The sequence below is a fragment of the Enterococcus sp. LJL51 genome (assembly GCF_054871795.1).
Window position 1 is genome coordinate 179871 of record NZ_JBTXLW010000002.1, and the last position, 14632, is coordinate 194502.

At 38.7% G+C, this 14632-nt stretch carries 14 protein-coding genes; 12 read left to right on the forward strand and 2 right to left on the reverse strand.

The annotated features are described in order from the left end of the window. Window positions 1-19: 19 nt before the first annotated feature. The 12 genes from ACYSNQ_RS03055 to ACYSNQ_RS03110 all read left to right on the forward strand — a co-directional run bounded on the left by ACYSNQ_RS03055 (window position 20) and on the right by ACYSNQ_RS03110 (window position 13436). Window positions 20-907 (forward strand): ABC transporter permease, encoded by an 888-nt coding sequence (locus ACYSNQ_RS03055; RefSeq protein ID WP_426081328.1) that lies wholly within the window; start codon window positions 20-22, stop codon window positions 905-907. Further along, window positions 904-1689, forward strand: coding sequence for an ABC transporter ATP-binding protein (locus tag ACYSNQ_RS03060; protein WP_426081329.1), 786 nt, complete (start codon window positions 904-906; stop codon window positions 1687-1689). The genes ACYSNQ_RS03055 and ACYSNQ_RS03060 overlap by 4 nt, the downstream gene beginning before the upstream one ends. A 394-nt stretch (window positions 1690-2083) precedes the next feature. Continuing rightward, window positions 2084-3850 (forward strand): DNA helicase RecQ, encoded by a 1767-nt coding sequence (gene recQ, locus ACYSNQ_RS03065; RefSeq protein WP_426081330.1) that lies wholly within the window; start codon window positions 2084-2086, stop codon window positions 3848-3850. Between the two features lie 426 nt (window positions 3851-4276). Next, the gene (locus ACYSNQ_RS03070) at window positions 4277-4579 is read left to right on the forward strand and encodes an Fpa/YlaN family protein (RefSeq protein WP_426081331.1); all 303 of its coding nucleotides are present in this window, start codon (window positions 4277-4279) and stop codon (window positions 4577-4579) included. 3 nt (window positions 4580-4582) lie between these two features. Further along, window positions 4583-5779, forward strand: coding sequence for an FtsW/RodA/SpoVE family cell cycle protein (locus ACYSNQ_RS03075; RefSeq protein WP_426081332.1), 1197 nt, complete (start codon window positions 4583-4585; stop codon window positions 5777-5779). Window positions 5780-5819: 40 nt separating this feature from the next. Beyond that, on the forward strand, window positions 5820-9248 hold the full coding sequence (locus tag ACYSNQ_RS03080) for a pyruvate carboxylase (RefSeq protein ID WP_426081333.1): 3429 nt from the start codon (window positions 5820-5822) through the stop codon (window positions 9246-9248). Between the two features lie 37 nt (window positions 9249-9285). Continuing rightward, entirely contained in the window at window positions 9286-10416 is a 1131-nt protein-coding gene (locus ACYSNQ_RS03085; RefSeq protein ID WP_426081334.1) for a CAP-associated domain-containing protein, read from the forward strand. 2 nt (window positions 10417-10418) lie between these two features. After that, the gene (locus ACYSNQ_RS03090) at window positions 10419-10850 is read left to right on the forward strand and encodes a YlbF/YmcA family competence regulator (RefSeq protein WP_426081335.1); all 432 of its coding nucleotides are present in this window, start codon (window positions 10419-10421) and stop codon (window positions 10848-10850) included. Next, entirely contained in the window at window positions 10840-11184 is a 345-nt protein-coding gene (locus ACYSNQ_RS03095) for a YlbG family protein (protein WP_426081336.1), read from the forward strand. The genes ACYSNQ_RS03090 and ACYSNQ_RS03095 overlap by 11 nt, the downstream gene beginning before the upstream one ends. A 147-nt stretch (window positions 11185-11331) precedes the next feature. After that, on the forward strand, window positions 11332-11895 hold the full coding sequence (gene rsmD, locus ACYSNQ_RS03100; RefSeq protein WP_426081337.1) for a 16S rRNA (guanine(966)-N(2))-methyltransferase RsmD: 564 nt from the start codon (window positions 11332-11334) through the stop codon (window positions 11893-11895). After that, complete coding sequence (gene coaD, locus ACYSNQ_RS03105) at window positions 11888-12361, forward strand: pantetheine-phosphate adenylyltransferase (RefSeq protein WP_426081338.1); 474 nt, start codon at window positions 11888-11890, stop codon at window positions 12359-12361. The genes rsmD and coaD overlap by 8 nt, the downstream gene beginning before the upstream one ends. Window positions 12362-12371: 10 nt before the next feature. Next, complete coding sequence (locus ACYSNQ_RS03110; RefSeq protein ID WP_426081339.1) at window positions 12372-13436, forward strand: SepM family pheromone-processing serine protease; 1065 nt, start codon at window positions 12372-12374, stop codon at window positions 13434-13436. On the opposite strand, the gene ACYSNQ_RS03115 is transcribed toward ACYSNQ_RS03110, so the two are convergent. Further along, entirely contained in the window at window positions 13409-13729 is a 321-nt protein-coding gene (locus tag ACYSNQ_RS03115) for a transposase (protein WP_426081340.1), read from the reverse strand. The two genes, ACYSNQ_RS03110 and ACYSNQ_RS03115, sit on opposite strands and share 28 nt — an antisense overlap. Before the next feature lie 191 nt (window positions 13730-13920). Continuing rightward, a complete protein-coding gene (locus ACYSNQ_RS03120) occupies window positions 13921-14622 on the reverse strand; it encodes a PH domain-containing protein (RefSeq protein WP_426081341.1) in 702 nt (233 codons plus the stop codon). Window positions 14623-14632: the final 10 nt, after the last annotated feature.

Consider the following 14632-nt stretch of genomic DNA (forward strand, 5'->3'; position numbering starts at 1 on the left):
GAAGAATGGAGTGGGATAAATGATTGTATCAGCAATTGGTCAAGGGATGTTATGGGCTATTTTAGGATTAGGAATATTTATGACTTATCGTATATTGAATTTTCCAGATATGACAACAGAGGGGTCCTTCCCCTTAGGAGGAGCAGTTTGCGTGACTGCTATTACAAATGGTATTTCTCCAGTTTTTGCCACATTATTAGGTGTGGCAGCAGGAATGTGTGCTGGGCTGGTAACTGGGCTGTTATTTACTAAAGGAAAAATTCCAGTGATTTTATCCGGGATTTTAGTAATGTCAGGGTTAAACTCAGTGATTTTGTACGTCATGCAGACGCCAAATCTGTCATTGCTAAACCAACCGAAAATTCAAGATATATTTGCTTCATTGAAGCTTCCAAATTATTTTGATATTGTATTCCTTGGAATCTTTGTACTAGCAATAATTATTGGCTTTCTGTTATTTTTCTTTAATACTGTTCTAGGTCAGGCCTACATTGCTACAGGAGATAATGAAGAAATGGCTCGGTCCATTGGAATCAAAACGGATAAAATGAAAATTCTAGGTTTAACGCTTTCCAATGGCATTATCGCTTTATCAGGTGCATTGATTGCTCAAAATGATGGGTACGCTGATGTAAACAAAGGAATCGGTGTAATTGTTATCGGCTTGGCCTCCATTATCATCGGTGAGGTGCTTTTCGGTGAATTGACCTTCGCTGAACGTTTAATGGCAATTATTGTGGGCAGTATCATTTATCAGTTGTTGATTCTTGCAGTTATAAAACTAGGCTTTGACACGACGTATTTAAAAATCTTCTCTGCAGGAATTTTAGCAGTATGTTTGATGATTCCTCAGCTGAGAAAAGCCTTGAATCTGCAAATTGGTTCTGAAAAGGAGGAGAAAAGATGAGTGCAATCCTAAAAATCGAACACGCAAAGAAAATAATCAATAATGGTATGCATGAACAAAAAATAATCCTAAATGATGTTTCTCTTACGATTAATGCGGGTGATTTTATTACAGTGCTTGGCGGTAACGGAGCTGGTAAGAGCACGTTGTTCAATAGTCTTGCCGGAACACTCAGCCTTACAAGTGGGAAAATTGAAATCAGCGGGCAAAACATTACCTCTGCTTCAGAGGAAAAAAGAGCCGAATTTTTTTCCCGCGTCTTTCAGGACCCAAAACAAGGTACGGCTCCGCGGATGACCGTAGCGGAAAACCTGTTGCTGGCTTTGTACAGAGGAAAAAAACGTCCGTTTAGAAATAGAAAACTGAATGAACAGCGGCAGCTGTTTGTTGAAATCTGTGGAGAAGTGGGGAATGGTCTGGAAGAACATCTGGACACACCTACTGGACAGTTGTCGGGCGGGCAGCGTCAGGCGTTGAGCTTATTAATGGCAACTCTGACGAAACCCCAGCTATTGTTGTTGGATGAGCATACAGCAGCACTGGATCCTAAAACCTCTAAACAGCTGATGAAGCTGACCGACCAAAGGATTAAAGATGGTGGACTTACCTGTTTGATGATTACCCATCGTATGGAAGATGCTCTGCGTTACGGCAATCGGCTGATTGTTATGCAGAAAGGCAAGATTGTACAGGATTTAAGCGAGCAGGAAAAAGCAAATTTAACCATGAAGGATTTACTGCTCTTCTTTGAAGAAGAGCCAGAGGAAATAGCTGTTGACTAGTGGAAAAGGCGGCAGAAAGTTCGGGATTTGACTGAAGTCCCGAGCTTTTATTTTGCCTAAATGTGGCTAGACAGGCGAAATAGAAGCAGTATAAACGTAGTTGTCTAAAGGTATTATTCGTGTAGTTCTCTTCGTTATATTAAACAAATACATAATTTTTTGAGAGATTGAAGAACAGTTGGAAATTAGTTAAATAATAAAAAGGTGAACCAGCAGCGTAAATTAATTATATTTTGTCCCTACAACACACTCTTTTGAACCAAACGGCTGGAAATAAGAATTGATAGAATTAGTTTGATTCTATCATATACTAGTCTAATTAGATGTTTGCTTGAAGACAGTATTCTTCTCATGTTAAAATGGCTAACAGTGAAAACGGATAGGAGACAAAAAGATGACGGATAGTCTGAATGTATTAAAGGAAGTTTTTGGCTACGATGAATTTAGAGTAGGACAAAAAGAAATCATTGATCGTGTGCTGAATAAAGAAAATGTCTTGGGAATCATGCCTACTGGGGGTGGGAAATCAGTTTGCTATCAGCTGCCGGCTCTTTTGATGGATAATTTAACACTGGTTGTTTCCCCCCTTATTTCGTTAATGAAGGATCAGGTGGATGCTTTAAATCTGATGGGAGTTCCTGCGGCATTTATAAATAGTACATTATCCTTTCAAGAGATTAATCAGCGAATTCAGCTGGCTGTAGATAAAAAAATTAAACTATTATATGTTGCGCCTGAAAGGCTGGAATCAGTTGAGTTTCAACAGCTGTTGACTCATGTTGAAATCGATTTGCTGGCAGTAGATGAAGCCCATTGTATCTCCCAGTGGGGCCATGACTTTCGTCCCAGTTATTTGAAAATGGCGGAAACAATTCAACAATTTCAGCAAGAGCCTTCGATTATTGCTCTAACTGCGACAGCAACACCTCAAGTGGCTCAGGACATTCTTGAGCAGCTGCATATTCCAAAGGAGAATCAGATTTCAACCGGTTTTGCTCGGGAAAATTTGTCCTTTCAGGTGATTAAGGATCAAAATAAAGATGTTTTCCTTTTAGAATACTTAAAAATGAACAAAAATCAGTCTGGAATTATTTATGCCAGTACGAGGAAAGAAGTGGAACGGATTTATCATTTACTAAAAAGCAAGCATGTTTCTGCAGGAATGTATCATGGCGGAATGAATGAGCTTTTGCGCAATGAAAATCAGGAGAAATTTCTCTTCGATGAGCTTCAGGTAATGGTTGCTACTAATGCCTTTGGAATGGGAATTAACAAGAGCAATGTCCGCTTTGTAATCCACGCCCAGATTCCGGGAAATATTGAATCCTATTATCAGGAGGCTGGGCGGGCAGGAAGAGATGGTCTTCCTAGTGATGCAGTCCTGTTTTATGCGCCGCAGGATTTACAGATTCAGCAATATTTTATTGATCAATCTGAGTCTTCAATTGAGTACAAGCAGAAGGAATACATGAAGTTGAGGGAGATGTCTCAATACGGCAATGCACAAATTTGTCTGCAAAAGTTTATTCTGCGCTATTTTGGCGAGAAGGGCGAAGACTGTATGAAATGCAGCAACTGTCTGGATGAGCGGGAACTGGTAGACATTACTGTGGATACCCAGAAGGTTCTATCCTGTGTGAAAAGAATGGGCGAGCGCTTTGGCAAAGGGCTGGTGGCTAAGGTGCTGGCGGGGTCGAAGGATCAAAAAATTGACCAATGGGGCTTTGAAAAGCTGCCGACCTATGGCTTGCTGAAGGAGCGGACACAAAAAGAAATCAGTCAGCTGATTGATTATTTAACAGCAGAGCGCTATCTTACTCCTTCTGATGGACAATTCCCTTTGTTATCAGTTTCCAATAGCGGTGTTCTGGTTTTGAAAGGCGAAAAGCAGGTCTTTAGAAAAGAGAATCAGAAGATACGTACAGTGACTGTGGATGATGGCTTGTTTGAAGCTTTGCGCGCTTTACGTTCAGATTTAGCTCAACAGGAAAATGTTCCGCCATACTTAATCTTTTCCGATAGTACCTTGAAGGAATTTTGTGAAAAGCTGCCGAAGAACCCGATTGAATTTTTGCAGGTTAAAGGTGTAGGACAGAATAAACTGGATAAATATGGGGAAGTATTCATCCAAGCGCTTAAGGAGTATCAAAGTGCTGAATAAAAGAATAGTAATGGTATGAGTTGATGTTAGCAGTTTTTTTTGTTTTCTGATACTATGAATAGGATATTTTCCTGTAATAGACATAAAGAAAAGACCGTGTACAACAAGAAATTTTGAATTAGCCTGAACAGACAGCAGCGGATGTAGCGTTAAATCGTTGGATAGTGATTGAAGCATTCTGGCGCAGCAGCTATTTTTCTAAAGGATTACAACTATTTGTATGCTAATTGAACAATTTCGCTTAGTTACTATTAAACTAGTGCTAGTTCTAAGCTATTTAAGGGATGAATCCGTTTGCTGGACTGATTGACACAGAATTCTTGAAAATTAAGTTTTGTCTTAGAGTAGTGATTTTCAGAAAATCGCTATTAATAAAACCGGAAAATATGCTATAATGACATAATTAAGACAGGAGGTTGAACGCAGATGGAGCCTATTTCTAAAGAATTTGCACTAGAATTGCTAAAAGAAGATTCTAATAGAATCATGATGCTAATCCGCAATCAAAAGAACAGCCTTTGTATTTCTCAATGTAAAGCATTTGAAGAAGTAGTAGATACACAAATGTACGGCTTTTCACGACAAATCACATATGCTATTCGTTTAGGCATTCTCAGCTCTAAAGAGGGAAATCAGCTTTTGAGCAATTTAGAAAAAGAATTAAATCGTTTATATACTGAGGTTTATGAAGAAACACAGGATAAAAAAGAGATTGGCAGGGAGGTTTAAACTTTGCCAAAAAAGATAAAAAAAAGGCACCTGCTGGATTACAGTATACTGATTCCTTATCTGATACTAAGCTGTGTCGGGCTGATTATGGTTTACAGCTCAACATCTGCTCAACAGATGAGTAAAGGGTTGCCGGCAACAGGGCTGGTGATGAACCAGCTGCAATTTTGGATTATAAGTTTAGTAGCAATGTTTTTTATTTATAAAATGAAAACAACTGTTTATCAGAACAAAGGCTTTATTATGTTAGCTATTGCGGTTATTTCCGTGCTGCTTCTGGCTGTTCGTTTTACGAACCTAGGGGTCACGCTGAACGGAGCCCGTGGCTGGCTCAAAATCGGGCCTTTTTCAATGCAGCCGGCTGAATACTTGAAAATTATGGTTGTCTGGTATCTGGCCTACATTTTAGCTCGACGTCAGCAGTATATTGACAAGGAATTTAAAAAAGCTGTTCTACGTCCGATGCTGTTAATTGGCTTTCTGATTTTACTTGTTGTTATTCAGCCCGATTTAGGAAATGCAGCAATCTTAACCTTACTGGCAATTGTTATGCTTTTAGCCAGTGGAATTAATTATATGTATACCTATGTCATTGGCGGCGCTGGAATCTTGGGCAGTATCGGAATTATTGAGCTTTTGCTGCTTACCAAGGGAAGCTTTATTCCTAAAAATTATCAATATGTTTATCAGCGTTTTGAAATTTTCCTGAATCCGTTCAAAGATGAAAGAGATACGGGGCACCAGCTGGTAAATTCTTATTACGCAATGAGCAACGGCGGCTGGTTTGGCCGAGGCTTGGGTAATAGTATCCAGAAAAAAGGATTTCTACCTGAAGCTCATTCTGATTTCATTTTTTCAATTACGATTGAGGAATTAGGACTGGTTGTTTCAATGTTGATATTGGCTGTTCTATTTTTTATGATTGTCCGCATCATTCTGGTGGGGGTACGTTCCAGAAAACCGTTTAATTCATTGATGTGTATTGGGATTGGGGCAATGCTGCTGATTCAGGTATTTATCAATTTAGGCGGAATCACTGGTGTTATTCCATTAACAGGGATTACGTTCCCGTTTCTAAGTCATGGAGGAAATAGTCTGCTGATTATTTCTATCGCTATTGCCTTTGTACTGAACATCAGTGCAGATGAGAAACGTCAGAAGCTAATTGAAGAATATCGTCTAAGTGAGACTGATATATAAATAATTGAAGGTAAATTTTGATGAAGGTAGGAGTGAAAGAATGAAAAAAGTTTTAGTAGCAAATCGTGGAGAAATTGCCATTCGAATTTTTCGAGCCTGTACGGAGTTAAAAATCAAGACGGTGGCAGTCTATGCTGAAGAGGATGAATATTCTGTTCATCGCTTTAAGGCAGATGAGGCGTATTTAATTGGTCGCGGGAAAAAACCAATTGAAGCTTATTTGGATATTGAGGGACTGCTAAAAATTGCTAAGAAATCCGGAGCGGATGCTATTCATCCGGGATACGGATTTTTATCAGAAAACTTAGAATTTGCTCAACGCTGTGAAGAAGAGGGAATTATTTTTATTGGACCGAAAACCCATCATTTGGATATTTTCGGAGATAAGATTAAAGCGAAGGAAGCTGCCGTAGCAGCTGGTATCGCCTCTATTCCCGGTTCTGATGGACCTGTGGCAACTGTAGATGAAGTCATTGATTTTGGGAAAACACATGGATTTCCAGTCATGATTAAAGCTGCATTAGGCGGCGGAGGCCGCGGCATGCGGGTAGCTTATAATGAAAAGGAAGCAAAAGAAGGTTATGATCGGGCGAAAAGTGAAGCAAAAGCTGCTTTTGGTTCTGATGAGGTGTATGTCGAAAAATATATTTCTAATCCAAAGCATATTGAAGTTCAAATTTTGGGCGATCATCACGGGAATGTTGTCCATTTATTTGAAAGAGATTGTTCTGTTCAAAGACGTCACCAAAAAGTTGTTGAAGTAGCGCCATGTGTTTCTATGGATGATGTGCAGCGAAAAGCAATTTGTGACGCTGCTGTTCAGCTGATGAAGCATGTAGGCTATGTAAATGCTGGAACCGTAGAATTTTTGGTGGAGAATGACCAGTTTTACTTTATCGAAGTAAATCCCCGGGTTCAGGTAGAACATACGATTACAGAAATGGTTACTGATATAGATATAGTTGTTTCACAGCTGCTAATTGCTCAGGGATTAGATATTCATACAGAAATTGGTATTCCTAAACAAGAGAATTTGCGTTTAAATGGTGCTGCGATTCAGTGCCGGATTACAACTGAAGATCCCTTGAACAATTTCATGCCTGATACAGGAAAAATTGACACGTATCGTTCACCAGGTGGTTTTGGTGTTCGTTTAGACGTAGGAAATGCTTATTCAGGGTATGCAGTCACACCTTATTTTGACTCGCTTTTAGTTAAAGTGTGTACACATGGGATTTCATTTGAGAAGGCTGTTCAGAAAATGCAGCGCTGTTTGAAGGAGTTTCGTGTCAGAGGAGTTAAAACCAATATTCCTTTCCTGCAAAATGTAGTTAGTCATCCTGTTTTTCAATCAGGTGAAGCTCATACAACATTTATAGATAATACTCCGGAATTATTTGAGTTTCCAAGAGTCCGCGACCGCGGTAATAAAACGATGAAGTTCATTGGGGAAGTAACAGTTAATGGGTTCCCCGGAGTAGAAAAAACAGCTAAAAAATTCTATGAATCCCCTAGAATACCTGAAGATATGAATATCAAAAAAGACTTTGTAACTGCGAAGAATATTTTGGACGAACAAGGTGCGGATCAGGTGGTAGAGTGGGTAAAAAATCAGGAGAATGTTTTACTGACAGATACTACCTTCAGAGATGCCCATCAAAGTTTATTGGCTACTAGAGTCCGGACACAAGATTTTAAAGATATTGCACAGCTGACTGGTGAAGGGCTGCCAGAGCTGTTTTCTGCTGAAATGTGGGGCGGAGCAACCTTCGATGTTGCCTACCGTTTCTTGAATGAGAATCCATGGCAGCGTTTGAGAAAATTGAGAAAGCTGATGCCGAATACCTTGTTCCAGATGCTGTTCAGAGGTTCTAATGCTGTTGGTTATCAGAACTATCCTGATAATGTTATTGCAGAGTTTATCAAGGAATCGGCTAGTCAGGGAATTGATGTGTTCAGAATTTTTGACAGTTTGAACTGGATTCCTCAGATGGAAAAGAGTATTCAGGCTGTAAGAGATACCGGGAAAATTGCCGAAGCGGCGATTTGCTACACTGGGGATATAAATGATCCGTCACGTGCAAAATACAATGTTCAATATTATAAAGATATGGCAAAGGAACTTGAACAGCTTGGCAGTCATATCATTGCTATCAAAGATATGGCAGGACTGCTGAAGCCTCAGGCTGCTTATCGGTTAATCAGTGAGCTGAAGGATACAGTTAATGTACCTATTCATCTTCATACTCATGATACCAGCGGTAACGGAATTATTACTTACTCAGCAGCAACTAAGGCTGGTGTAGATATTGTGGACGTAGCAGCAAGTGCGATGAGCGGAGCGACAAGTCAGCCAAGTATGACGAGTCTCTATTATGCATTGGTTAATGGAGCGCGAACACCAGATATTGATGTGGATAATGCACAAAAAATTAACCATTACTGGGAAGATGTCCGGATGTACTATGCACCATTTGAAAATGGACTGAACGCACCTCAGACAGAGGTCTATATGCATGAAATGCCTGGCGGACAATACTCCAATTTACAGCAGCAGGCGAAAGCAATTGGTTTAGGCGACCGCTGGGATGAAATTAAGAAAATGTACCGTACTGTAAATCTGATGTTCGGTGATATTGTAAAAGTCACTCCTTCTTCTAAAGTCGTAGGAGATATGGCGTTATTCATGGTTCAAAACGATTTAACGGAAGAAGATGTTTATGCTAAAGGAGCTGAATTGAGCTTCCCTGAATCCGTTGTGACATTCTTCCAAGGAGACTTGGGTCAACCAGCGGGCGGTTTCCCTAAAGAGCTGCAGCGGGTGATTCTCAAAGGAAGACCTGCCTTTACCGAACGTCCCGGCAGTTTGGCAGAACCAGTTGATTTTGACAAGGTTCGTCAGGAATTAGCTGAAAAAATTGGATTTGAACCAAAACATGAAGAGGTTTTAAGCTATTTGATGTATCCGCAGGTCTTCTTGGATTATCAGACTTCCTATCAGACCTTTGGAGATGTTACACTTCTTGATACGCCGACGTTCTTCAATGGCATCCGTCTTGGAGAAACAGTTGAGGTGCAAATTGAACGCGGCAAGACCCTGATTATCCGTCTGGATGAGATTGGCGAGCCAGATATTGAAGGAAATCGTACGCTGTTCTTTAATCTGAATGGACAGCGAAGAGAAATGGTTATTAAAGACAACTCCATTAAATCAAATGTTCAAACCAAAAGAAAAGCTGAGCCGACAAATAAAGGTCATGTCGCTGCTACGATGTCAGGTTCTGTTTTACAGACATTGGTTAAAAAGGGCGACAAGGTTAAAAAAGGCGATCCATTAATGATTACAGAAGCAATGAAGATGGAGACAAGTCTTGAAGCACATTTTGATGGCGTGGTAGAGCATGTCTATGTTACCGAAGGTGAAGCAATCAGCTCTGGTGATTTACTGATGGAACTTTCAGAGAAATAAAAGATAGTTATTTGGATTTAAATAATAGGAGGATTAAATGAGACGATATTTAGCTTTTTTCGCAGTACTCTTTTCAGTATTTGTTATTGGCTATCTAGAACCTGTATTTTTTCCTTCTGAAAAAGCCGAAGTCACTGTAAATCAAAATGGGAGACAAAATGTCTCCCATACGGCTTTGCCTCACGAAGAACTGCCGGCTTCCGGTTTTTCATTATACATAGGAAAAAACAGTACGGATTTTGTTAAAGAATTTGGTGAGCCGCTGACTAAGTATGACACTGGCTTAGGCTATGAACTGTGGACATTTGGTGAAGAAGATTCTGAGTACATGGAGCTCAGCGTTTCAAATGGTAAAATAGCTGCTGTTAAAGCATTTAATGATACTGAGAATACAGCACCATTTGATATGGGAATGAATCTTTCAGATATATCAGAATTGACAACTATCTATTCAAATTTTGATATTGAGTATAATCAGGAAACCTTTTCTATAGAACTAATGGAAGAAGATATGAATTATCGGCCAATGATTGCCTTTGATAACGATACTTTCGCCATTCTGTTTTTTACTCATGGAAAAGATGTTTTATCAGGGGTTGTCTATTTGTCAAAAGAGTACTTACTAACGGTTATGCCTTATCAGCTTGCTTATGGTCAGAGCTTAGCTATTCCTATTGGGGAAACCAGTGCAGAGAGTATTGATGAGAAGCAAAAAACGATGACCAGAACAATTAATTTCCTGAGAATCAAAGAAGAATTACCTGCTTATGCAATTAATCCTGCAGTTGAACGAAATGCGGAGTATTTATATGCTTCTTATGAAGAATATATTGCCGATATACTAACAGTAGAGCGGCTAGAAGCTCTATCTCAAGTAAAAAGTGAAAGCTTAGGTGCTATTTCTTCTTCTTTTGCTTTTACAAAAAAAGAGTATGAAACCATGATCGCTAAAAGCAGCTTGACGATTCAGAAACCAGCAGGGGCATTCATGACCCCAGTTTATGATCCATCATTCACTGCACTTTTTTGGTTTTCTGATGGTGCATACTATCTGCGTTTTGCCAGTGATAAAAATGAAGACATCGGCATTGCTTTTTCTAAAGAAGATGTGTTAGTCTTATTACAGACTATTGAAAAGAATACTGATGAAACAGAGGAAAGTGGATAATTATGATAGTAAATGAATCGCTTTTTGATATAGAAGACCAGACTGCGGTATTGGTACAGTCTGTTTTAAATAGTGACATGATGGTCAGTTATAGAAAAAATAGAAATGACATGACCGGCTCTGATGAAGTTCAAGAGAAGCTAACAGGCTTTTTAGCAGCCAGAGCTGATTTTGAGCGAATTGAAAACTATGGTGCACATGCACCGGATTTTAGAAGCAAACAGCGGGCGCTGCGTCAGGCAAAACGTCAGTTGGATATGTGTGAAGAAGTAGCTGAGTTCCGCTTTTCTGAAACGGAAGTTCAGACAGTACTGGATAGTCTTAGCTCGGCAATCGCAAAAACAATTTCTGATGATATTAAAGTTGATGCCGGCAATCCTTTCTTCACCAAAGGTAGTAATCATGGATGTGGAGGAAGCTGTCATGCAAGTTAATGAAGAAAAAGAGTTGGCAATTCAGAAACGCAGAGGGTTAATTGTTTGGGTATATTCACTAAAACAATTGAAGGCTTTGAGAAGGCATGGATTCGTTCAATATGTATCACGCAGGATGAAGTACGTCGTTCTTTATTTGAATGAAGAAAATATCGAAGCAGCAGAAGAAAAAGTAAATAGTCTGCACTTCGTCCGCAAGGTTGAGCGTTCTTATCGTCCAGATGTAGAAATGAATTTTGCAGAAAAAATTGGTACGAAGGCTGCTTATCAGGTAGAAGAAGGCTTCGAAGTAGAAGAAATCAACACGCAGATTCGTTTAGCAGAAAATGTTTAAATTTGAAGAGATGAAAAATGTGTAGGAACTTCAAACATTTTTCATCTTTTTTCCATTAATCAAGGCTAAACTGACAAGAAAAGATAGTTTGTAAAGGATGAGCCTGTAGCCTTTTAGAAGGAGACTGGCATAGGAGAGGAAGAAAAAATGCGAGTAGTTGCAGGAGAATATCGGGGCAGAAGGTTGAAAGCGCTGGATGGAGAAAATACTAGACCAACGACAGATAAGGTGAAGGAATCAATCTTTAATATGATTGGTCCTTATTTTGATGAAGAGACTGTTTTAGATTTATATTCAGGGAGTGGCGGATTGGCCATTGAAGCAGTGTCGAGAGGAGCTGCTCAAGCATTTTGCATTGAGAAAAATTTTGCAGCCCTCAAGGTAATCAAAGAGAACATCGCTGTGACTAAAGAACCGGAAAAATACATTGTGATGAAAATGGATGCGGACAGAGCATTGGAAACCTTTGAGAGCGAACAGCGGAAATTCGATATCATTTTGCTGGATCCTCCATACGCCCAACAGAAAATTGCAGAACAGCTGCAGTTTATGGCTGAAAAAAAATTGTTGAATGACCATTGTATTGCTGTATGTGAAACGGATAAAGCCGTTGAACTGCCCGAACAGATTGATTGTTTGTTTAAATCCAGAGAAGCTGTTTATGGTATTACAAAAATAACAATCTATAGAAAGGAAGAGAGAGATGAGTAAAATCGGACTTTTTCCAGGGAGCTTTGATCCATTTACTATGGGACACTTAAATACAGTTGAGCGTGCTGCACTGATTTTCGATGAGGTTATTATTGGTGTGTTTACGAATACAACAAAGAAATCACTGTTCGGTCCGGAAGAAAAGGAACGAATGATTAAAGAAGCGGTAAGTCATTTGGCTAACGTTCGCGTTTTTCGCCAAGAAAACAAATTAACTGTTGAAACAGCTAAAGAGTTAGGTGCTGGTTTTTTAATACGGGGGATTCGAAATATTCAGGATTTTGAATATGAAAAGAATATTGCTTTGATGAACAGGCACTTACAGACGGACATAGAGACAGTTTTTCTACTTTCCGATGAGAAGTACGCCCATATTAGTTCAAGTATATTAAAAGAAATTATAACATTTGGCGGAGATGTTTCTGAATACCTACCGGAGGCTGTCAACCGATCCATAGAGAAATGAGCGATGAGCGATGAACGATACTGATACGAAGAAAAAACCTTCATTTAAACGATTTATTCCGTATATTTTTCTAGTGCTGCTTGCTTTGATATTAATTGTACCGATTCCTTATTATATCGAAGGTCCCGGCTCAACAGAAAATTTAAAGGATTTTGTGACAGTTGATGGAAAGAAGGACAAGGAGGATGGTGGTTTTTATCTAACGACGGTTAGTGTTAGAAAAGCAACCTTAGTTTCGGCACTCTTTTCACAATTTTCCGATTTTAGCGAACTGATTAGTAAAGAAGAACTGATGGGTACCAGCTCCAGCAAAGAGTATCAGCAAATTCAAAAATACTATATGGAATCTTCTCAAAATGCGGCGGTTGCTCAAGCACTGAGTCTAGCAGGGAAAGAGTATGAACTGAAATTTGATGGTGTATATGTTATGACTATTGAAAAAGAATCGGATTTTTATGGAAAGATTGATATTGGCGATATTGTCACAGGTGTAGATGGCAAAACATTTGAAAACAGTGAGGATTTAGTTGAGTATATTAAGAGTCAAAAGGTTGGACAAACTGTGAATGTAAGCTTTTTACATGACGGGAAAGAACAAGAAGCAGAAGGAAAGCTAATGGAGCTTTCAACTGATAAAAAGCCGGGAATCGGCATCAGCTTGATTGATCATACAGAAATAGATGCTTCAGTACCTGTAAAAATTGATGCAGGGAGTATCGGAGGACCATCTGCTGGACTAATGTTTACTTTAGAAATCTACGAGCTGTTGACACAGCAGGGGATACGAAAAGGACACCAGATTGCCGGAACAGGTACGATTAATTCGGAAGGTATAGTTGGGCGCATCGGCGGTATCGATAAAAAGATTGCTACTGCTAGTGCTAGTGGCGCTGAAATCTTCTTTGCTCCTGATGATGAAATATCTGATGAGGTTAAAAAAGAGAATCCGGATATAAAGACAAACTATGAAGAAGCAGTGGCAGCCGCTAAAAAGCTGGACACAAAAATGAAAATTGTACCGGTGAAAACAGTTCAGGATGCCTTGGATTATCTAGCCACTTTAAAAGAAAAATAAAGGTGAATATCCTGATCACTTCTTTTGTATTTCAAGATCATTGAGTGTTGACTGGATAAAAACTGAATAAAATTGTAGCACTTGGAACAAAACAGGAAAAACTGATTTTGTTTCAAGTGCTTTTTTGAAAAAATAAGATTTTGAATACTATAAATACGTGAACGCAAATGATAAAAAATACGATAACCAAAGGCAAAACGCTTGCTTTCCTTACTCTTGTTGTTTGGCCCGTTTGTCACACAATTGGAGGAAGAATAATGAAAAGCATTCGTGATTCTTTGTTTGTGTTTCAATACTCAAAAAAGTGCTGGCAGATTCTCCATTTGAAATTTCTGCCAGCACAAAATAGTATAAAGCCTCTTTTGTTGAAGTATTTACTAGGAGTAGACAAGAAGAAATAGGGTGTTTAGCGCAAAATTTTTAAAATAATAAAACTTAAAAGGACCAAAGTTTAAAAAAATACCAAGGATTAGGAAAATGACTATCAGAATGGCAACATGGATAAAGTGTGTAACAGCTGGTAACCAAGCTGAAAATTGTTTACAAAAAAATCAAATCTTCTTTTTCTATAAGTGTTTTCTACAATTGGAATAGGGTGCAAAGTAGTTGTCTTTTCAAATTGATTTAGTAATATTTTAGCATCCGTTTCATCCAATAGTTCTGAAAAAATGTGATTACTACATTCAAAGTCAAAAAAATAGGTGTGTAAGGGTGTTTTTTTTGGTGGAAAAGACGTTCCCCAATCGAAATAACTAAGAGTATTTTTCTTCAAAGTTATTTTTTTGATTTCTTCGTAGGGATAGCTGTAAAATAGTTCTTCGTCCAAATATTCAATAATTGTCATGAAAATGATTCGCTGATTCGTAAGTATCAATAAACGATTACCTCTAAGATCATGGAATTCTCGTACATATTTCTTTGCTTTTTCACTTTTCGGATGGTAGGCACCTATAATGCCTAGACTCATAAAGGAAGTATTAGCACCGTCTGTTGTCAAAGGGAGAAGTGTTTGTAGAGTCTCGTCTTTTTTAAAGTAGGTGCTGCTTAAAGATTCTGTTAGCTCACGTAAAAAAATGTACATACGTGTTTGTTTGTACAGCTCTTTTTTTCTTTTCTTTGAAAATGAATTAGTATCAAGTGAGTGACTGTTAAGATTTCTGACCGATTTTATAAATATATTTCCCATGATTTATCCC

What these genes read in the sequence shown, in the direction of transcription:
- ACYSNQ_RS03055 (WP_426081328.1), top strand. Translation starts at nt 20, where the DNA reads ATGATTGTATCAGCAATTGGTCAAGGGATGTTATGGGCTATTTTAGGA.
- ACYSNQ_RS03060 (WP_426081329.1), top strand. Translation starts at nt 904, where the DNA reads ATGAGTGCAATCCTAAAAATCGAACACGCAAAGAAAATAATCAATAAT.
- recQ (WP_426081330.1), top strand. Translation starts at nt 2,084, where the DNA reads ATGACGGATAGTCTGAATGTATTAAAGGAAGTTTTTGGCTACGATGAA.
- ACYSNQ_RS03070 (WP_426081331.1), top strand. Translation starts at nt 4,277, where the DNA reads ATGGAGCCTATTTCTAAAGAATTTGCACTAGAATTGCTAAAAGAAGAT.
- ACYSNQ_RS03080 (WP_426081333.1), top strand. Translation starts at nt 5,820, where the DNA reads ATGAAAAAAGTTTTAGTAGCAAATCGTGGAGAAATTGCCATTCGAATT.
- ACYSNQ_RS03085 (WP_426081334.1), top strand. Translation starts at nt 9,286, where the DNA reads ATGAGACGATATTTAGCTTTTTTCGCAGTACTCTTTTCAGTATTTGTT.
- ACYSNQ_RS03090 (WP_426081335.1), top strand. Translation starts at nt 10,419, where the DNA reads ATGATAGTAAATGAATCGCTTTTTGATATAGAAGACCAGACTGCGGTA.
- ACYSNQ_RS03095 (WP_426081336.1), top strand. Translation starts at nt 10,840, where the DNA reads ATGCAAGTTAATGAAGAAAAAGAGTTGGCAATTCAGAAACGCAGAGGG.
- rsmD (WP_426081337.1), top strand. Translation starts at nt 11,332, where the DNA reads ATGCGAGTAGTTGCAGGAGAATATCGGGGCAGAAGGTTGAAAGCGCTG.
- coaD (WP_426081338.1), top strand. Translation starts at nt 11,888, where the DNA reads ATGAGTAAAATCGGACTTTTTCCAGGGAGCTTTGATCCATTTACTATG.
- ACYSNQ_RS03110 (WP_426081339.1), top strand. Translation starts at nt 12,372, where the DNA reads ATGAACGATACTGATACGAAGAAAAAACCTTCATTTAAACGATTTATT.
- ACYSNQ_RS03120 (WP_426081341.1), bottom strand. Translation starts at nt 14,622, where the DNA reads ATGGGAAATATATTTATAAAATCGGTCAGAAATCTTAACAGTCACTCA.